Source organism: Sphingobacterium puteale, assembly GCF_050986225.1.
GTDB classification, from domain to species: Bacteria; Bacteroidota; Bacteroidia; order Sphingobacteriales; family Sphingobacteriaceae; genus Sphingobacterium; species Sphingobacterium puteale.
The window spans coordinates 5,423,377-5,442,442 of sequence record NZ_CP158959.1 but is presented as its reverse complement, the minus strand read 5'-3'; the positions used below and the strand labels follow the sequence as shown (position 1 = coordinate 5,442,442).

The 19,066-nt window shown below is 40.0% G+C and carries 17 protein-coding genes; 7 read left to right on the top strand and 10 right to left on the bottom strand.

What is annotated here, in order from left to right; genetic code table 11:
* Positions 1-71 precede the first annotated feature (71 nt).
* The gene (locus ABTV71_RS22845; RefSeq protein ID WP_433901220.1) at positions 72-968 is read right to left on the bottom strand and encodes an EamA family transporter; all 897 of its coding nucleotides are present in this window, start codon (positions 966-968) and stop codon (positions 72-74) included.
* A 200-nt stretch (positions 969-1,168) separates the two neighbouring features.
* Between ABTV71_RS22845 and ABTV71_RS22840 the strand changes: the two genes are divergently transcribed.
* The 3 genes from ABTV71_RS22840 to ABTV71_RS22830 all read left to right on the top strand — a co-directional run bounded on the left by ABTV71_RS22840 (position 1,169) and on the right by ABTV71_RS22830 (position 4,420).
* Positions 1,169-1,834: a C40 family peptidase gene (locus ABTV71_RS22840; protein WP_245971381.1), complete on the top strand. Its 666-nt coding sequence runs from the start codon at positions 1,169-1,171 to the stop codon at positions 1,832-1,834.
* A gap of 175 nt (positions 1,835-2,009) precedes the next feature.
* On the top strand, positions 2,010-2,429 hold the full coding sequence (locus ABTV71_RS22835; RefSeq protein ID WP_120260009.1) for a hypothetical protein: 420 nt from the start codon (positions 2,010-2,012) through the stop codon (positions 2,427-2,429).
* A 431-nt stretch (positions 2,430-2,860) separates the two neighbouring features.
* Entirely contained in the window at positions 2,861-4,420 is a 1,560-nt protein-coding gene (locus tag ABTV71_RS22830) for a calcineurin-like phosphoesterase C-terminal domain-containing protein (RefSeq protein WP_433901219.1), read from the top strand.
* A gap of 441 nt (positions 4,421-4,861) precedes the next feature.
* On the opposite strand, the gene ABTV71_RS22825 is transcribed toward ABTV71_RS22830, so the two are convergent.
* From ABTV71_RS22825 to ABTV71_RS22805, 5 genes are all read right to left on the bottom strand, one after another.
* Positions 4,862-6,175 (bottom strand): mechanosensitive ion channel family protein, encoded by a 1,314-nt coding sequence (locus ABTV71_RS22825; protein WP_433901218.1) that lies wholly within the window; start codon positions 6,173-6,175, stop codon positions 4,862-4,864.
* Positions 6,176-6,213: 38 nt separating this feature from the next.
* On the bottom strand, positions 6,214-7,584 hold the full coding sequence (locus tag ABTV71_RS22820; RefSeq protein ID WP_433901217.1) for a nucleoside permease: 1,371 nt from the start codon (positions 7,582-7,584) through the stop codon (positions 6,214-6,216).
* A gap of 45 nt (positions 7,585-7,629) precedes the next feature.
* On the bottom strand, positions 7,630-8,256 hold the full coding sequence (locus tag ABTV71_RS22815; protein ID WP_121125803.1) for a bifunctional nuclease family protein: 627 nt from the start codon (positions 8,254-8,256) through the stop codon (positions 7,630-7,632).
* Between the two features lie 201 nt (positions 8,257-8,457).
* A complete protein-coding gene (locus ABTV71_RS22810) occupies positions 8,458-9,432 on the bottom strand; it encodes an electron transfer flavoprotein subunit alpha/FixB family protein (protein ID WP_433901216.1) in 975 nt (324 codons plus the stop codon).
* Between the two features lie 21 nt (positions 9,433-9,453).
* On the bottom strand, positions 9,454-10,191 hold the full coding sequence (locus tag ABTV71_RS22805) for an electron transfer flavoprotein subunit beta/FixA family protein (protein ID WP_433901215.1): 738 nt from the start codon (positions 10,189-10,191) through the stop codon (positions 9,454-9,456).
* 490 nt (positions 10,192-10,681) lie between these two features.
* Between ABTV71_RS22805 and ABTV71_RS22800 the strand changes: the two genes are divergently transcribed.
* Positions 10,682-11,014 (top strand): tetratricopeptide repeat protein, encoded by a 333-nt coding sequence (locus ABTV71_RS22800; RefSeq protein WP_121125800.1) that lies wholly within the window; start codon positions 10,682-10,684, stop codon positions 11,012-11,014.
* A gap of 84 nt (positions 11,015-11,098) precedes the next feature.
* Positions 11,099-11,518, top strand: coding sequence for a copper resistance protein NlpE (locus ABTV71_RS22795; RefSeq protein ID WP_121125799.1), 420 nt, complete (start codon positions 11,099-11,101; stop codon positions 11,516-11,518).
* Positions 11,519-11,615: 97 nt separating this feature from the next.
* Here the strand turns inward: ABTV71_RS22795 and ABTV71_RS22790 are convergent, their stop codons facing one another.
* From ABTV71_RS22790 to rsmI, 4 genes are all read right to left on the bottom strand, one after another.
* Positions 11,616-12,752 (bottom strand): cysteine desulfurase family protein, encoded by a 1,137-nt coding sequence (locus tag ABTV71_RS22790; RefSeq protein WP_121125798.1) that lies wholly within the window; start codon positions 12,750-12,752, stop codon positions 11,616-11,618.
* A gap of 173 nt (positions 12,753-12,925) precedes the next feature.
* Positions 12,926-14,548: an apolipoprotein N-acyltransferase gene (gene lnt, locus ABTV71_RS22785; protein WP_121125911.1), complete on the bottom strand. Its 1,623-nt coding sequence runs from the start codon at positions 14,546-14,548 to the stop codon at positions 12,926-12,928.
* A 14-nt stretch (positions 14,549-14,562) separates the two neighbouring features.
* Entirely contained in the window at positions 14,563-15,282 is a 720-nt protein-coding gene (locus ABTV71_RS22780) for a PH domain-containing protein (RefSeq protein ID WP_433901214.1), read from the bottom strand.
* Between the two features lie 36 nt (positions 15,283-15,318).
* Entirely contained in the window at positions 15,319-15,984 is a 666-nt protein-coding gene (rsmI, locus tag ABTV71_RS22775) for a 16S rRNA (cytidine(1402)-2'-O)-methyltransferase (protein WP_121125796.1), read from the bottom strand.
* A gap of 92 nt (positions 15,985-16,076) precedes the next feature.
* Between rsmI and ABTV71_RS22770 the strand changes: the two genes are divergently transcribed.
* Both ABTV71_RS22770 and serS read left to right on the top strand, forming a co-directional pair.
* A complete protein-coding gene (locus ABTV71_RS22770) occupies positions 16,077-17,150 on the top strand; it encodes a class I fructose-bisphosphate aldolase (RefSeq protein WP_433901213.1) in 1,074 nt (357 codons plus the stop codon).
* 91 nt (positions 17,151-17,241) lie between these two features.
* Entirely contained in the window at positions 17,242-18,513 is a 1,272-nt protein-coding gene (serS, locus tag ABTV71_RS22765) for a serine--tRNA ligase (RefSeq protein WP_433901212.1), read from the top strand.
* Positions 18,514-19,066: the final 553 nt, after the last annotated feature.

Below are 19,066 nucleotides of genomic sequence, written 5' to 3'. Positions count from 1 at the left end.
CTTAGGTGATATTCTATCCAATATGATTGTATAGAATATCTGAGCTCGTGTTTTGAAATGTACGCTTTTGATTAGTGCGCACCGCTTTTTGCGGCATTTAACCAGATCACTGTCCCTAAAATCAAAAGAACACCGATCCATTGTACCAACGAAACGGATTCATGTAATATAAAATAAGACATGCAGGTTGCTACAGGCAATTCTGCAGAACTTAATATTCCACCTAAAGAGAAGCCCGTTTTTGGTAAACCATAAGCGAATAGCAATGGTGGAATGACGGTGCCAAATAAAGATAGAATCAGGCCAAAATGCAGAAAATTAGCGTCAAATTGACCATTAAATAAATAGTTCGGTGGAAATAACGTGAAAATCAAAATACAGGAACCTGTTACCATGATTGCACTTTTTTGTATTGGATGATAATCATTACCCACACGGCCATTCACGATCATAAAAACCGAATAAGCGGTAGCGGCTAGGAAGCCAAATAATAAACCTGTTAAGTTGAGATCCTCCAGTCCTTTCTCAATGAGCCCTGTTGCCAATAATGTTGCAATCAATACGATACCAATACCGATCAAGTTGTTTTTTGATGGTTTTGTTTTGAAAAAGATAAATTCAATGACCACACCGATCCATATATACTGCATCAGTAGGACAATAGCAAGAGATGCCGGCACTAGCTGCACACATTTATAGTATAAGACACTCACAAGCCCCGTTGATGTACCACTGATCAATATTTTGACCCAAGATGATTTTTTAGTTGAAGATTGAAAGGTTTTTCCAGAAAATAGCTTGATCACGATAAAGATAAGCCAAAGCATAAGCATGCCAAATAATACCTGAATCCCTGTTACTTCTCCTAAAGTAAGCCCCTGACCATATGCTTTTTTTACAAACGTTGATAGTATCCCAAAACTACTCGCACCTAAAAAGACGGCTAATGCCCCTTTTAATTTTTCCATTCTCAAATAAATTAGGCGGCAAAGTTACGATTTCTGGACAATTCTTTTTCCGATCCTTCGTTCTTGGTATGGAAAAGGATAGATCCGCAGCTATTGAGGATAGTTGAACTAAAAGCTTCAATGAAGATCAACCAATCCTAATTACTCAGTACATGGAAATAATCCTTTATGACGAATAGCTTATCAATAAAATAGGGAGAATGAATAAATTGTTTTTTATGAAGGGGGTAAATAGGTTGTATATCAGGAGCAATTTATTTAAGTTTGTCTTACAGGAAAGTAAATCGAACATAATGATTGCTAAGTCTTATTTTATCTTCTGTTTAAGCGCACTCCTATTCTTGAGCAGTTGTTCAACGAAGAAAAAGGTACTTACCTCCGGTTCTCGTTCCTCCAGTGGTTCGGTGTTGACAGATGCGAGCTCGGCGCGGGGAAAAACCTTTTCTGGATCTCGTCTTGATAATTATGCCTCCTTACTGAATGTAAATACAAAGAAGCTAAACCCACAGCTCTATTCATTTATCGACGATTGGATGGGAATACCGCATCGAATGGGGGGACAGACCAAAAGTGGAGTGGATTGTTCGGGTTTTGTTAATCTGTTATATATCGAAGTCTACAAAGGTAATCTTCCAAGGACATCACGCGATATGGAAGGCATTGTGAAAAGAAAGAAACCTCAGAAATTGGAAGAAGGTGATTTGGTGTTTTTTTCTTTTGGTAAGAATGGGATTGACCATGTGGGCGTATACTTACACAACAATAAATTTGTTCATGTCTCAACGCGCAAAGGGGTTATTATATCAGATCTGACGGATAGCTGGTACGCCAAAACTTTCGTTGATGCAGGTTCTCCAAAGATCTAACCTGGTGAAATCCATGTAGGTTTTATGTCATATCTTGACATAAACTTTTATACCCTATATAAATCCTTATTTTTGTCAAAATTTTATAGAAATGACAATAAAGAGTAAAAAGATTTTTTTAGGCCTTTGTATTATTGTGCCATTTTTAATGTATTGTGTTTATTATTATAGCAATATGATTAAAAACGCACCATTCCGTTTTGCTGATTTTGAATCCATTGAATTCAAATATGGCGAACCGAATCATATGGTCAATGAATATAATTCAAAAACGCGTATCTATAAATATTTAGACAAACAAGATTCATTAATTACGGATACTGTAAAGTTCACAAAAGATGATCTATTGTATTTGCATCGCAAAGCAATGGAATTGGGGTTTTGGAATTTGGATACAGATATGACAGGTCCGGAATGGAAGAAAGATTCAACAAATTCTAAAGTACCTCGTTTTTATCTGGAATATAATTACAAAGATAAATCAAAACGTGTCACTTTAGATGCGGACTTTGCAGGTAATCCACGGATGCATGATGCCGCCAAATCGATGATAGACGAAGTCAACCGTATGTTAGCGACTGCCCAAGCAAGATAATAAGGATAAATATATTTATTGAAAGAAGGAGAGACCAAGCATTTGGTTTCTCCTTCTTTTTTTAACGCTTTTTCCGATTTAATGGGATCCATTATCGATAAGCCAAACTATTCAAATAATTTCGCGCGATTATAATCCTAAAATTTGAATGAAATGATGTCGGAAAACTTTATATCAAGTAGGGGACAAATTCATATTAAACAATAGGCTAATAGGGACTTGATACGGATCTTATTCGGACTTCACTCGGACCTCATTCGGATAAACACGTATAAAGTCCGATTTAAATCCCTATTATATAAGAACTAATTAGGTCTTATTTGTTAAGTTGGTCACTGCTTGATACGGGTTTATATTTACGAATCCTTTATATTCAATTGATATTATCTTAATGCTAATAGGGTACTTTAGCGGCAAAACTAACGTTCGATATGAAAACATTTATGGCATTGGCCATTTCTTTGGCGCTGGCCCAGACAGTACAAGCACAAGAATTTGCAAAGGGAAAAGTTTTTCTAGATGTAAACAGAAACGGAAAATTAGATAAGAATGAGAAGGGGATAGCATCTGTTTCGGTCAGTAACGGCCGCGAAGTTGTTGCTACAGATAAAGATGGTAACTATCAATTACCAGTGGGAAATGATAATATCATTTTCGTTGTCAAACCTTCGGGATATGCAGTACCCGTAGATGAGAATAACCATCCAAAATTCTATTATATCCATAAAGTTAATGGTAGCCCAACATCAAAGTATCCCGGTGTTACTGCAACGGGTAAAATCCCTTCCAGCGTGAACTTTGCGCTATATCAACAAGATGAGCCAGCCAATTTTTCCGCTTTTGTCTTTGGTGACCCACAAGCATATACCGAGGAAGAATTGGGATTTTTTAAGGAGGGCATCATCAATGAAATCGCTGACAAATCTGTCGCTAAATTCGGAATCAGTCTAGGAGATTTGGTCGGTGACGATCTTTCCCTTCAACCAAAATACAAGTCGGTCATTTCTACGATGGGATTACCTTGGTATAATGTCATGGGGAATCACGACATGAACTATGATGCCAAAACGGACAGCCTTTCGGATGAGTCTTTTGAGCGAACTTTTGGCCCTAATAATTATTCCTTTAATTATGGCAATGCACACTTCATTGTATTGGACAATATTATCTATCCTAATCCACGTACCGGAAAAGGGTATCTTGGAGGTTTTCGGAAAGATCAATTGGATTTTGTTGAGAATGACTTAAAGCAGGTAGCTAAAGACAAATTGATTGTCCTTTCGTTCCATATCCCATTATATCATGAAAACTCAAATGTGTTTCGCAATGAAGACAGACAGCGTCTATTTGATATTTTGGCCCCTTTTGAGCATACACTTTCGCTTTCGGCACATACACATTTTCAACGCCAATATTTTTATGGACAGAAAGATGGTTGGAAACAGGAACATGCGCACCACGAATATAATGTCGGAACCACATCAGGGGATTGGTATTCAGGGGAGCTGAACGACAAGGGAATTCCGGTTTCGACCATGCGGGACGGTACGCCAAAGGGTTATGCCGTTTTGAAAATTGAAGGTAATCAATATAGTTTCGATTATAAAGTGGTAGGTAAGCCAGCAAGCTATCAGATCGATATTTATGGAGCTTCTGTAGTACCCGAAAAGTATACGAAAAGATACCCCATTTACGCAAACTTCTTCATTGGTAGGGAAGGGGACAAAGTGGCTTATCGAATTAACCAAGGAGATTGGAAAGAGATGGAATATGTCAACGAGAGTGATCCTGCTTTCTTAAAGTCCCTAGCGAAATACGATACCGCTGAAAAGCTGATGACAACTCGCCGCCCATCTAATCCAGAAAAATCCAGCCATTTGTGGGTAACGAATTTGCCGAAACTTAAAGCTGGGACATATCAGTTAGAAATTAAAGCAGTTGATATGTTCAACAGAGAACATTTCGCGACGAAAAGTATTGTGGTAGAATAATTGAGTATTTACTATCCCAGGAAAGGCAATCTTCGGATTGCCTTTTTTTTGGAAATACCAGAGTAGCCCTATTGCAATAGGGGTAAGAAATTAATTGAAAAACAATTCCAGCAGGTTTGGCACACAATATTATAGGATTGGTTCAGTTGACGAACCAAGAGTTATTTTAAGCGTATTGAAGTCTGATTTATTGATAAAAGATGCGAATTAAATGATTTAAATAACTATTTGTCGAATTGTTTTAAGTTTAAAGTTCCCTTAAGATGGACTTAACATAGCAGTCCTATATTTGTGTAGAGTAATTTTTGATTCATAAAGAGTTAGGGTTAATGTGTAGATCTGTTGTGAAACACGTCTGAAAATTTAGTTTGTTTTTAAAGTGAAAAGGTAATCTCCCCGGATTACCTTTCACTGTTTTTATGGATCTTGTTTTCTTTTTTACTAATTCAGTACATTGATCTGTTGTTTCCTAACAAATTGCCTGAAATCATCCGAAGCCGGATTTTCGAATATCTCAAGGTCGAAATATTTTGTGGCGGCAAAGAGGTGATCAAAAACATCGGAGACAATACCTTCATAATATTCCCACCGTATGTCATTGACAAAGAAATACAGTTCGACCGGTACACCATGTTCGGTTGAAGCCAATTGTCGCACCATTAAGGGCATGGTTTTGTGGATCTGAGGATTTTGACGCAGGTAGGCAAGCGCATAAGCTCTGAACATGCCCAGATTGGTCATTTTCCTGCCGTTTATTGGACTGGAAGGATCTATCTGATGAATACGGTTAAATTCGTCTATTGTCTTCGCGCGATCTTCTATATAAGCACGGAGAATCTGTATGTGTTTTAGTCTTTCGATTTCTTCGTTGTCCAAAAATCGGATCGTGGAAATTTTAATATTTATCGCCCTTTTCAGGCGCCTTCCTCCAGATTGCTGCATACCCCTATAATTTTTAAAGGAATCCGATAATAGGGTATGTGTCGGAATTGTCGTGATCGTCTTGTCAAAGTTCTGCACTTTGACATTATTGAGGTTGATTTCCTTTACCGTCCCATCTGCGCCGTATTTGGGCATTTCGATCCAGTCCCCTACACGTATTGAATCATTGGCTGATACCTGTATACTTGCAACAAAACCCAGGATCGTATCTTTGAATACCAACATTAAGATCGCTGATGCTGCTCCTAATGACAACAAAAATGACCAGGGAGAGCTTCCTGTCAAGATCGAGAAACAGATGGTGCCACCGATAAAGTACATGATAATCTGACAGACCTGTAAGTAGCTCTCCAACGGTTTATCGGCAAAGGACTTTTTGGTACGCAGGATATCCCGGATACTTTTTAATAAGGAATGGATGATCAACAAACTGACGACGGTGGTTGCGATGGCCAATAATTTGTTGATATTTTCTTTCCAGTTAGGAAAGCCCATAAAAATAATGGGAATGATATATTGGGCAACTAATATAGGGACGAAATGCGCGATCAGTTTTAAGGTCTTATTCCGGATTAATAAGTCGTCAAATCGGTTGGCGCTTCTCCGGATCGCTTTAATGGTGAGTAGCAGAAGCGTTTTTTTGCTGAAGTAATCGACAATGAACAGAAATAAGACAACCAGCAATAATAAAACAATGGAATTGATAAAATGATTGGTCTGGTTATCCAAACCTAGCTTGTTAATCCATTGAAAAGTCCAGTTGTAAATTTGGGATTGTGAATCCGTTAACAATTCCATTGATGTATTTTGCATCCTGCAAATATACAAAAAGCCGCATTTGCGACTTTTTGTTATTTTGAATTTAGCGGCTCACGCTCATGTTTATGTCTAAAGAATATTGCAAAAAGTACTGCGATAACCAGGGTGTAGATGGCAAAGGCTAGCCAGATGTCATGCCAGTCCTTGAGCATAATATTATTGTTCAGGGTACCATCAGGCAACAGCGAGATACTTTTCTCTTTTAAGAAATTCAGGAAATGCATATCATTGATATCCGTATCCAGGTAGTTGGCCAGATCCTGCCCATTCTGAAAGCTTTTGGTGAAATAATGGTCGATTATCCACCCGGATGCAAAACTGCCGAATACTGCTCCGAAACCATTGGTCATCATCATAAATAAGCCTTGAGCAGAACTACGTATACTTGATGTTGTGGATGTCTCAACAAACAAAGAGCCTGAGATATTGAAAAAGTCAAATGCCATTCCATAAACGATACAGGAAAGTACAATCATCCACAGGCCGCCAGCAGGGTCTCCAAATGAGAACAGCCCAAAACGTAATACCCAGGCAAACATAGAGATCAACATAACTTTTTTGATCCCGAATCTCTTCAGAAAAAATGGGATAGCCAAGATAAAAAGCGTCTCCGATATCTGCGAGATCGACATAATAATTGTCGAATATTTCACCACAAAGGATTCCGCAAATTTTGGATAGAATTTAAATTCGTCCAAAAATACATCCCCATACGCGTTGGTCAACTGCAATGCGGCTCCTAAGAACATGGAAAATATAAAGAACAGCGCCATTTTATAGTTTCCAAATAATTTAAAGGCTTCTAAGCCCAACAGCTGTGTCCAAGATGCACTTTCCTGCTGTAATTTTTTAGGTGGGCATTTCGGTAATGTAAAGGCATAGAGACTCAAGGCCAAGGCCGCTGTTCCCGCAATATAAAATTGGTATGCTGTTGCTTTGTTACCTGTCAGATTTGTGATCCACATCGCTACGATAAATCCAACAGTTCCGAAAACACGGATAGGGGGGAATGCTTTGACCAGATCATAGTTGTTTTCATTCAATGCGGTATAGGCAATAGAGTTGGATAGAGCCAATGTCGGCATATAGAAACACATTGCTGCGAGCATCGCATAAAAAAAAGTGTTGGGATCATTAACTTGTGGTAAGTAGAAAAGAACAGCAGCATAAGATAAATGAAGGAAAAAATATAGTCTTTCAGCATTTATCCAGCGGTCAGCAATTATCCCCATCAATGTTGGCATAAATAGCGAAGCTATCCCCATTGTAGCGAAGATGGCACCGAATTGTGTACCATCCCATTGCTTTGTGCCAAACCAATAGTTAGCTATTGTAATCAACCATGCTCCCCAGACAAAAAACTGAAAGAAGCTCATAATGGTCAATCTTAATTTAATAGACATAAAACGATATTATTTAGAGTTTTTGTTTCGCTTTAATGAGAGGAGTTATTTTCTTTTGGAAATTTCATCCCTAATCAACGCGGCTTGTTCGTAGTTCTCTTCCGTTAATGCCTGGTTGAGTGCCTGCTCCAGTTGTTCATCTGTCAACGAAGAAAAAGGGTTGTTAGCGGATTGGGAAGGAGTCTTCTCTTCGACCTCGACCATACTGGGATCTTGTACCTTGTTGGCTTTGTCGAGATTTTCCAAAAATGCGAATTCATGTCCCTCAATAATAATCCCTGCAGATGACATAATAAATTCGTAGGCATAAATTGGTGCTTCAAAACGAACTGCCAAAGCAACCGCGTCGGAAGTACGCGCATCAATTTCGACCATCTTATTGCCGTCAGAACAAATGATCTTTGCATAAAAAATGCCTTCAATCAGATTGTAGATGAGTACTTCGACGAGTTTAATGCCAAAAGATTCTGCAAAAGACTGAAACAGGTCGTGCGTAAGGGGACGGCTTGGAATCATTTTTTCTATCCGAATAGCGATGGCTTGTGCTTCATGGCTACCAATAATGATGGGCAGTCTTCTGTTGCCCTCCACTTCTCCCAATACAAGGGCGTAAGCCCCAGATTGCGTTTGACTATAGGATAAACCAACGATATCTAATCTGATTTTCTTCATTTTAATTCCAAAGCGGTCTACAAACTTAGATAAATTTGCTTTTATATGCAATTATAATTACGTTCCGTGTGAAACAAATTTATCGATCTCCCTCGATTGCGCCGACCTTTTTAATCGAGGAAATTGCAATTAGGTAAAGGGTAAATAAAAACTCCCCAATCATGTTTGGAATGAATGGGGAGGAAAATATGCGGTAAAATCTTAATGACCTTTGTAAGCCTTTAAAGCCTGTGTCAATTTGGGTACAATATCAAATGCATCACCAACGATACCGTAATCCGCAACTTTGAAGAATGGTGCTTCGGGATCTTTGTTGATCACTACAATTGTTTTTGAAGAACTAACACCGGCTAAATGTTGGATAGCACCGGAGATACCGATAGCAATATAGAGGTTGGGACTTACAACGATACCCGTTTGGCCGACGTGTTCGGAATGTGGACGCCATCCTGCATCAGAAACAGGTTTTGAACAGGCTGTCGCGGCACCAAGGACATCTGCGAGTTCTTCGATCATCCCCCAGTTTTCCGGACCTTTTAGCCCACGGCCAGCAGAGACAACGATTTCTGCCTCCGGTAGGGAAACTTTATCTGTTGCGCGCACAATTTCTTTAACAATTGTCGAGAAGTCCGTGGCAGCAATATTGGCTGCAAAAGGTTCAACAACGGCGGTACCTCCGGTTACCTTGGTTTCGTAAGCATTGGGATTTAAAGCGATCAGTTTGATCGCTGCGGTCAATTCCACTGTAGCAAATGCTTTATTTGAAAACGCGGTCTTTTTGACGGTTAACTTTTCACCTTCGATAGTCGGTAACGACAAAGCCCCATCAGCGAGTGCAGCGTGAAGTTTTGCCGCGATGCGAGGTGCCAGACCTTTGCCGGAAAAAGAGTTGGAAAGTACAAGCAAATTAGCGCCTATATTCTTTGCGGCTTCCGCGATAATGCTCGCATAAGCTTGGTTGACAAAAGAGGAAAGCTGCTCATTATTGACCGTAAGCACTTTTGAAACACCGTAGTTGCCCAGTGTAGCGAGTTCATCCTGCGCGACGTTGCCGATCGAGATGGCAACAAGGTCGGTGCTGATATTATCGGCGATGGCTTTCGCATAAGAAACGACTTCAAAAGCAGACTTTTTGAATTTCCCATCGGTATTTTCTACATATACAAGTATTGACATAGTTTTTTCGGAATTTAATGATTAAATAACTTTGGCCTCATCATGTAATAGAGCAACCAGTTTCTCAACTTCTGCAGCATCAACTAGTTTTACAGTGCTGCGTGGAGCTGGAGTCTCATAATTAACAATGTGGGAAAGCGTATCAACTGCGGATGGTTCCAGCACATCCAATGGTTTGGTGCGTGCGCTCATAATACCACGCATGTTAGGTATCTTAGGCTCCGCGACTCCTTCTGCTGTACCAATAACAATTGGAAGTTTGGCTGTTAACACTTCTTTGCCACCTTCTATTTCACGTTCAATACTGACAGCATCAGCAGCGATATCGATCTTCTTGGCAATGGATACCGATGGTATATTCAGTAATTCTGCAACGATTGCACCAACTTGCGCACCATTATAATCAATGGATTCCCGTCCAGTTAAAATAAGGTCAAAAGCATTTTCCCGGGCATAATTTGCGATCTGATTCGCAACAAACCAGGCATCTCTCGGAACGGCATTAATACGTACTGCATTGTCAGCGCCTATAGCCAATGCTTTGCGAATGGTCGCATCAGTTGATGCATCTCCGACATTGATGACAGTCACTGTACCTTTTCCTCCTTCAGCTAATTCAACTGCCTTTGAAAGGGCAATCTCGTCATAAGGGTTTATAATAAACTGCACCCCAGTTGTATTAAAGGCAGTGTTGTCATTTGTAAAAGTGATCTTCGATGTAGTGTCAGGGACATTACTTATACAAACTAATATTTTCATATACGATTGGTTTTACCCAAACTTACCATATTTTCTCCCAAATAAAAAGCCCCCAACCGCTTAAAATTTTGGTTTACCGCGTGATTTTGCTATTACGTTATTTTGAATTTATAATGGTTTTTTACTGCTTATTTTGTTTTATTTGTAAATTAAGTTCAATTTTATGGTTTTTTTAATAAATTTTGTTCAACTCTACATCTATTTTTTGAATAGGAACAATCCGTCAGTATAATGTCATTTTGTATGCTAGCATAGTATTTTTAATAGAAAATATATTTTAAATAGAATATATCTGTTGCGAAGTTATTGCTCGATAGGGAAGGACGGAGTGGCGACAAAGAAACCTAAAGTGTTAGCTAACACCTGCTATGTGTGGAAAATGCAGAAAAAAGGGGGAGCGATCAGATAATTTACATTTGGGAACGCGGGCGCAAAAAAATAATTGTTTACAGATGAGCCCAATTTTAATTAAGTTTGAAATAAAAAAGATATGTCAACACGATTGGATCAACTCAACGAATTTTTGAAAGAGAGCCCTGAAGATCCTTTTTTAAAATATGCCATTGCTGCGGAGTACCTGAAACAAAATAATGAGCAGGAAGCTTTGGACAGATTTGAGAAGCTGATCAATAGCCATCCGGACTACGTCGGAACGTATTATCATCTGGGAAAATTATACGAAAAACTGGACAAACAGGAACTTGCGATCAAAACATATAAACAGGGAATTGATGTGGCACGTAAAAGCCGCAATTTCCATGCATTGGGCGAGTTGCAGGGCGCTTTATCATTTTTGGACGAAGAAGAAGATGATGATTTTTAGTTCTTTCTAAATTTTTGGTATCTAATTTGTTATGAATTTTAAGAGAGTAACTATGAGATGCTGATTTTTTGAATTTGGAAAGAGATGAAAAGGTTTATTTGGACAGTAGGAGTGATGATAATGATTGGATTAGGAGGGTGTGATAATCCGAAACAGAGTGTGGCTGCCTATAAAGATAATTTGCAGGAATTAAAAGGAAGAGACAAAGCTGAAATTGTGATCGGAGAATATAAAGGGGTGATGCCCTGTGCGGATTGCGATGGTATAGAGACGCTTATTTCTTTACATAAAGACAATACCTATAAATACTCGTCCAAATATCTTAACAAAAGCGATGATGTTTTTGTGCGCGAGGGAAAATGGAAATTGGATGAAAATATAATCACGTTGGATGGTGTCGATTATAAATTCAAATTGGGCAACCATATCTTGAGTCAATTGGATCTATCAGGTAATGATATTACGGGAGATATTTCCAAATACTATGTGCTGACGAAGAATTGAAATCCGCCGCGGGAAATAACATTTATATAAAAGCAAAAAAATCCGAAGAGAATAGAGAATACTCTTCGGATTTTTTTGCTTTTATATTCCCACAGTTTTAGCTACTTTTTAAACAAAGTTCTTTTAACGTCGACACAACAAAATCCACTTCTTCTTTTGTATTGTTCTTGCAAAAGGAGAATCTCACCGAAGGCCGGTCAGAATTTGTTTTGATCGCCCCAAGCACATGTGAGCCAATATCGGTCCCCGAGCTACAGGCACTTCCACCGGAACAGGATATGCCTGCTATATCCAAATTGAATAATAACATATCTGCAAGATCACTGCAAGGGAAAGAGACATTCAGTACGGTATATAAAGATTTTTCTGGTTCGACAACGCCATTGAATTCGATAGCTGGAATAGCTTTTTGTAACTCTTCAATCATATAGGATTTAAGAGCTTGAATATAAGCCTGGTGCTCATCCATATGCTCATAAGCGAGTTCCAACGCTTTCGCGAGACCTGCTATCCCATAAACATTTTCGGTGCCGCCACGCATATTCCGTTCCTGGGCGCCACCATAAATCAACGGTTTGATTTTGTTATTGGCATTGATATAGAGGAAACCTACGCCTTTCGGACCGTGAAACTTGTGGGCTGCACCAGTAATAAAATCAATTTTAAGCTGTCCCAGATCATGCGGATAATGCCCCATGGTCTGTACCGTGTCGGAGTGAAATACGGCATTGTAGCGCTGACATAATTCCGATATACGTTGGATATCGTTGAGGTTGCCGATTTCATTATTAGCGTGCATGATAGAAACAAACGTACGGGGATTGCTACTTAAGAGCTCTTCCAGTTGATTAAGGTCTAAATTACCTTTGCTGTCTACGTTGAGTAGATCAAGATGAACTTTTCCCGCTTTCTCCAGCTCCTCCAGCGTATGCAGGACAGCATGGTGTTCTATTGGTGAAGTGATCGCATGCGTGATGCCAAAGTCCGTGATCGAACGTACGATGGCCATATTGTCGGCTTCGGTGCCCCCCGAAGTAAAGAAAATTTCTGCCGGAGATACATGGAGTAGGTTGGCGATCGTTTTCCGCGCTTTTTCTACGATTGTTTTTACTTGTCTTCCGTGACTGTGAATAGAAGATGGATTTCCAAAGTTGTTATCCATGACATCTACCATTACTTTAATAACTTCAGGATCTAAGGCTGTAGTCGCAGCATTGTCAAAATATACTTGCATGGTGCAAAATTACAAATCTCAAAAGTAAATCAAATGCATTAAATGACTTATTTTCATCAGAATTTGGTCGTTTTTTTAGGCTGTGCTGAAATCGTTGCGACAAATTCCGTATGAACCGGGGGAGCGTCGATCATTCCCGTTTTTGGGGAAATATTTTTTTGAACCCGCGTAGATTATGGTAAATGAGCATGTTGCCGACGTATAATTATAATAAGGAATCCACCCAGGGCAATTGCTAAGCCCAGGTAAGCAGCTATATCGCCAGTTTTGGTATATATTGTAATTTCTTCGTTTAAATTGATTTCCTGATTCAGTGCTGCGGGTTCCCACCATTTTGTCCGCTGTACAATATCACCGCGTTGATTGATAAAACCGGATATCCCAGTATTTGCCGACCGGGCAACCCAGCGTCTATTTTCAATGGCTCTTAGTTTAGCATATTGCAGATGCTGGTCTTTCCCCGAAGTATTGCCCCACCAGCCGTCATTGGTAATGATCGCGATAAACTGAGCTCCTTTTTTAACATATTTCGCTACATAGTCACCCCAGATGGATTCGTAGCAAATGACCGGGGCAGCACCGATACCACTCTGGGCATAGAAAACCGAAGGCTCGGCCTGTTTCCCGTAACCGCCTGTCGTGCCACCAAAAGCTTTAAATAATGGTTTTAAAAAATTCATCGCCGCGCCAAAGGGCATCTGTTCCACACCGGGGACCAATTTGGATTTATGATAAAATTGCAGTTTGGATGAGTAATCGATCAATGTTGCAGCGTTAAAGTTGTCCTGGTAAATATGAGGTGTAATTTCACGTGCAGTCGTTGTCTTCGCATAATTATATAATTGATAACTCTCTATGCCCGATAAGACATTGCCATTTTTGTACTGATCCAAAAATTGTAGAATCCGTTGATAGGAATAGGTCTCACGGAGGTTTTCTTCATCAAAATCACCGTTTTGTGAAAGGGCGGTTTCGGGCCAGATAAAAAACTCCGTGTTTGGTTTCGCTACAGAATTGGAAAGAGAAAACAAGGTGTTCAATTGTTCTTCAGGGCTGATCCGAAACTTAATGTAAGGATTCACGTTCGGCTGTACTACCACGACCTGGGCAGGGTTTTGATGCTCCTCGTAGCTGAAATAACGAAACAGAGAATAAGTAGCAGGAACCGCTAAAATCAAAACCAGGCAAAGGATAGGGACAAGCCTGTTTCTGAGCTGGTAGATTCCTTTCCGATTGAGGTATAGTACGAAAACCAGGATATTTACCAGCCAGATCCACATAGACCCGCCGTATATGCCGGTCATGTCGTACCATTGGATCAATTGATGAAAGTTGGCAAAGCCGTTTCCTAAAGTCATCCATGGAAACGCCAGATCCCAGGAGGCGTGGAGAAATTCATAGCTGATCCAGAATCCCATTAATCCAAAAAGGGATAATAGCAGTGAAGTTTTACGCCTTAATTGATAATATAGGGAAAACGCAAGCGCCATTAAAGCTGCCCCAAGGCAGAAAGGGATCAAACTGATCACAATAGCCGCAAAAGGAGGCATAACTGCGGAGATGGAATTGTATACCCAGTAAATGGATGCCGTATTCCAGACAACAGCCATAAGACCCGCCGTTAGAAAAATCTTCTTCCCTTTTTTTTTAATTGTTTCGCTGCGGATGATGTTTTCCAGTGCAATCAATAAGGGCAGAAACCCAATAAAGAGCAGCAGGCTGGAATAGGGGATAGGAGGCCAGCCCAACCACAATAAAAAGGCACTTAAAAGTGCCAATAAATAGTTATTCTTCACAATACCCACCTATTTTATAAACTGGATAAAACTTCTCTTTTCTTTTGCTCGTATTCGTCCTGAGTGATCAATTGCTTGTCGAAGAGTGTTTTTAGTTTTTTAAGTTTTAAAGTAATTTCATCATCTTCCTCTTCTATTATCGGAGCAACCGGAACGGGAGTCGCCGGAGGTGTAACCGGCGCAGAGGCCGCAGGTTGTACAGTAGCAGACGGAGGAGCAATGACCGGTGCCGGTGCTGCTGCCGGAGCCGGAGCTTGCTGGCTTGGTTCAGCTTTCTCAACAACGGTCTCCCGGGGACTGCTTGGCGCAATGACGATCTTTTCCTTTTCAGCGGCCAATTCCGCTTTTTTATAGTTTTCGAGAGCAGCCTTGATATATTGGTAGAGTTTTCTGGCTTGAACTTTTGGAATGTAGTCAATGCTTAAGTTTTCTCCAGTAAAAGGAATGACAGTGACCTTTGAACCAAAGATCTCTTCTTTGAACGCAATATCCTTAATATCCTGCCATCCGAAAATTTCAAAATCCGTCGCTAAGCCCAATTTGGTAAATTCACACATAAAAATGCGTTTATTACTAATGGTGATACTGTCCGGTAAAATTGTCACAGCAGGTTTTTTCTGTACCGCGATATAATCTATTTTTTCTCCTGGAGTAAGCATGTCCTGGACTTTAGTAATCAATTTTTCAATGATTTTTATATCCTGTCCGTCTTGTGCAAATTGTTCCATGTTCATGTCAAATACGTTTTAGTAATCAAAGATTGTCAAAATTTATTCCAATCCACCTACACAAAATACAAATTCTCCTTTGATTGGATTGTTTTCAAAGTGTAATTTTAAATCAGTTAAAGTTCCGCGGACATTTTCCTCGTACAGCTTACTTAATTCCCTGGAGATAGAGGCTTGCCTTTCTGCTCCGAAAACAGTAATAAATTCTTCTATTGTCTTGAGTATACGGTGTGGAGATTCATAGAAAATCATTGTTCTTTTTTCTTCCGCCAATGCCTTTAAACGTGTTTGGCGTCCCTTTTTTACGGGAAGGAAACCTTCAAAGCAGAAGCGGTCATTAGGCAGGCCTGAGTTGACCAGTGCCGGAACAAAAGCGGTGGCACCGGGTAGGCATTGTACCTCCAGCCCTTCTTTGATGGCCGCGCGGACCAATAAAAAACCGGGATCGGAGATTGCTGGTGTTCCAGCATCTGAAATGAGAGCGATATGTTGCCCTTCTTTCAGAAATTTGATGATTTCAGAAACCGCTTTATGCTCGTTATGCTGATGGTGCGCAAAGACCTTTTTATCTATCCCAAAATGCTTTAAAAGAGGAGCACTTGTCCTTGTGTCCTCTGCTAAGATGATGTCTACTTCTTTCAGAACATTGACTGCACGAAAGGTCATGTCTTCCAGATTGCCAATAGGTGTTGGAACTAAATATAACATGGTCAAAGTTAAGTTTTTTTTACTATATAATATGTGCTAAAACATTCTGCCTCTTTTGGAGTTATTTTCTAATATAAATGCACGTATAAATTATGCAATACATTGAAAAAATACAAGCACATCTAGGTGCCGAATCAGATTATCTATTAGCGTTTGACAAACCTGCGGTTTCCAAAACGATGCTTCATCTTCCCGAAGGGACATTTATCGATCAGGTATATGGTAGCAGTGACCGTACACCGCAGGTTTTACGCAGTTTGGGGCAGCTTTTTGGAACCGGCCGCTTAGCCAATACAGGATACCTGTCCATATTGCCGGTAGATCAGGGAATAGAACACAGTGCCGGGGCCTCTTTTGCACCCAATCCGCAATATTTTGATCCGGAGAATATCGTGAAATTGGCATTGGAGGGCAACTGTAACGCGGTAGCATCGACTTTTGGCGTATTGGGCGCGGTATCGCGAAAATATGCCCATAAGATTCCCTTTCTGGTCAAAATCAATCATAACGAATTGTTGACCTATCCCAACCGTGCTGATCAAATCCTGTACGGAACCATACGCGAAGCTTGGAACATGGGAGCAGTGGCCGTTGGCGCGACTATTTATTTCGGTTCAGAAGAATCTGACCGTCAGATTATCGAAGTCGCAAAGGCATTTGAAGAAGCACATTCACTTGGTATGGCTACCGTACTATGGTGTTATTTGCGGAATCCGGCGTTTAAAACCGGAGACAAAGACTATCATTTAGCGGCAGATTTAACCGGTCAAGCCAACCACCTTGGCGTGACAATCAAAGCGGATATTATTAAACAAAAGCTTCCCGAACTGAACGGTGGGTTTAAAGCCCTTAATATGGGTAAGAGCAGTTATGGAAAATTAGATGAACGCATGTATACGCAGTTGTCGTCAGACCATCCGATTGATCTGTGCCGCTATCAGGTGCTCAACTGTTTCGCGGGCAGAGCAGGACTGATCAATTCAGGTGGGGCTTCGGGCCAGAATGATATACAGGAAGCTGTGAAAACCGCTGTGATCAACAAAAGAGCGGGTGGGACAGGCTTGATATCAGGGCGGAAGGCTTTCCAAAAGCCAATGAGCGAAGGTGTAGAATTGCTTCATGCAATTCAAGATGTCTATTTATGTAAAGAAGTTACGATAGTATAAGATGTGTAGTGGATAATCACTGTAATTATTGCCAAAAAGCGGCAATTTTCACTATCTTTGTTCACTATTTTTTAAATAACACATTTATATTATGTTGCAATTAAATTATATCCGTGAAAACAGGGATACGGTTATCGAAAGATTGGCTGTCAAGCATTTCAAGGAAATTGGATTGGTCGACGAAATCATCAGTTTAGATGAAGACCGCCGTAAGATCCAAGCGGAATCTGACGCCCTTTCGGCAGAAGCTAATGCGGCAGCAAAACAGATTGGAGATCTGATGCGCCAAGGAAAAAAAGAAGAAGCTGAAGCCGTTAAATCCCAATCGTCCGGATATAAAGAACAGGTGAAGCAACTGTTGGATAAATTAGGAGCAATCGAAATCGAGTTGAACGATAAAATTGTTCAATTGCCTAATTTACCGCATCAATCGGTTCCTGCAGGTGTAAGTGCTGATGACAATGAGGTGGTTTTAACCAACGGGGAAATTCCAGTTTTATCAGAAGATGCATTGCCCCATTGGGAATTGTTAAGCAAATATGATATCGTGGATCTGGAGCTTGGCGTAAAAGTTGCCGGAGCGGGATTCCCAATTTATAAAGGCAAGGGTGCAAAATTGCAACGAGCATTGATCAATTTCTTTTTGGATCAGGCAGCTGAGCAAGGATATGAAGAGGTACAGGTGCCCATCCTGGTTAATGAAGATTCTGCGTTTGCTACAGGGCAATTGCCGGACAAGGAGGGACAGATGTATTACGTCAACAATGACAATTTATACCTGATCCCCACAGCGGAAGTGCCGGTTACCAATATTTATAGGGATGTGATTGTTAAGGAAGCGCAATTTCCTATTAAGCATTGTGCCTATACCCCATGTTTCCGTCGCGAGGCCGGTTCTTATGGCGCCCATGTACGCGGTTTGAATCGTCTGCACCAGTTTGATAAAGTAGAAGCCGTACAGCTAGTACATCCGGAAAAATCGTATGAAGTGTTGGAGGAAATGAGCTTGTACGTACAGGGTTTGCTTAAAAAACTAGAATTACCTTACCGTGTGCTACGCCTATGTGGTGGTGATATGAGTTTCACTTCTGCACTGACTTACGATATGGAAGTATACAGCTCTGCACAAAAACGCTGGCTCGAAGTCTCTTCTGTTTCCAATTTTGAAACATATCAATCCAATCGTCTGAAAGTCCGTTTCAAGAATGCAGATGGAAAAATGCAATTGGCCCATACGCTAAATGGATCAGCATTAGCTCTGCCACGCATTGTTGCTGCGATTTTAGAGAATAATCAAACGGATAAAGGAGTGCGGATACCTGCAGTTTTGGTTCCTTATACGAAATTCGAATATATTGATTAATCAAACCTATCAAATAACAGATTCCCATCGTAGGATTTGTGATAGCAAGAGACTTTACCAGACCAGGTAAAGTCTCTTTTTTTTAGAATTCCATTCAACCGAACTTTAGAATCGTTATAAATTACTCTTTTTTTTAGGGATGAAAAATAAGGGAATGTCATGTTAATGTTTTCTTAATACATTGTTAATGTTTTGTTAAATATGTGTGATTCCGTATAAAATTCTGTTTTGAAATTGTTTGAAGAGTTTTTATTCTAAAATGAATCTTGCGTTTGAATTTGCAAGATACTGAAGGCTTTGTTGCCTTATTTTTTGTTTTTAGGAGAGAATGTTAAAAAACTTGTAAAAGCAACTTTGGCTTTCTATATTTGAAACCGTTAATAAAAATCGCACTAACTATTATATACTGTAAATGCTGAAAAGAGCAAATTTTACAGCTGAGTATTTTCAACGGATTGACTCTACATCTACCTAGGGTATATTTTTCCATTAATATTTTCAACTGTTATCCCATGAATGGCGGTATGCTATTTTGCATATTGTTGTTTATTGT

What these genes read in the sequence shown, in the direction of transcription:
- ABTV71_RS22820 (WP_433901217.1), bottom strand. Translation starts at nt 7,584, where the DNA reads ATGTCTATTAAATTAAGATTGACCATTATGAGCTTCTTTCAGTTTTTT.
- rsmI (WP_121125796.1), bottom strand. Translation starts at nt 15,984, where the DNA reads ATGTTATATTTAGTTCCAACACCTATTGGCAATCTGGAAGACATGACC.
- ABTV71_RS22805 (WP_433901215.1), bottom strand. Translation starts at nt 10,191, where the DNA reads ATGAAAATATTAGTTTGTATAAGTAATGTCCCTGACACTACATCGAAG.
- ABTV71_RS22815 (WP_121125803.1), bottom strand. Translation starts at nt 8,256, where the DNA reads ATGAAGAAAATCAGATTAGATATCGTTGGTTTATCCTATAGTCAAACG.
- ABTV71_RS22840 (WP_245971381.1), top strand. Translation starts at nt 1,169, where the DNA reads ATGAATAAATTGTTTTTTATGAAGGGGGTAAATAGGTTGTATATCAGG.
- ABTV71_RS22825 (WP_433901218.1), bottom strand. Translation starts at nt 6,175, where the DNA reads ATGCAAAATACATCAATGGAATTGTTAACGGATTCACAATCCCAAATT.
- serS (WP_433901212.1), top strand. Translation starts at nt 17,242, where the DNA reads ATGTTGCAATTAAATTATATCCGTGAAAACAGGGATACGGTTATCGAA.
- ABTV71_RS22780 (WP_433901214.1), bottom strand. Translation starts at nt 15,282, where the DNA reads ATGAACATGGAACAATTTGCACAAGACGGACAGGATATAAAAATCATT.
- ABTV71_RS22845 (WP_433901220.1), bottom strand. Translation starts at nt 968, where the DNA reads ATGGAAAAATTAAAAGGGGCATTAGCCGTCTTTTTAGGTGCGAGTAGT.
- ABTV71_RS22800 (WP_121125800.1), top strand. Translation starts at nt 10,682, where the DNA reads ATGTCAACACGATTGGATCAACTCAACGAATTTTTGAAAGAGAGCCCT.
- ABTV71_RS22830 (WP_433901219.1), top strand. Translation starts at nt 2,861, where the DNA reads ATGAAAACATTTATGGCATTGGCCATTTCTTTGGCGCTGGCCCAGACA.
- ABTV71_RS22795 (WP_121125799.1), top strand. Translation starts at nt 11,099, where the DNA reads ATGAAAAGGTTTATTTGGACAGTAGGAGTGATGATAATGATTGGATTA.
- ABTV71_RS22790 (WP_121125798.1), bottom strand. Translation starts at nt 12,752, where the DNA reads ATGCAAGTATATTTTGACAATGCTGCGACTACAGCCTTAGATCCTGAA.
- ABTV71_RS22810 (WP_433901216.1), bottom strand. Translation starts at nt 9,432, where the DNA reads ATGTCAATACTTGTATATGTAGAAAATACCGATGGGAAATTCAAAAAG.
- ABTV71_RS22770 (WP_433901213.1), top strand. Translation starts at nt 16,077, where the DNA reads ATGCAATACATTGAAAAAATACAAGCACATCTAGGTGCCGAATCAGAT.
- ABTV71_RS22835 (WP_120260009.1), top strand. Translation starts at nt 2,010, where the DNA reads ATGATTAAAAACGCACCATTCCGTTTTGCTGATTTTGAATCCATTGAA.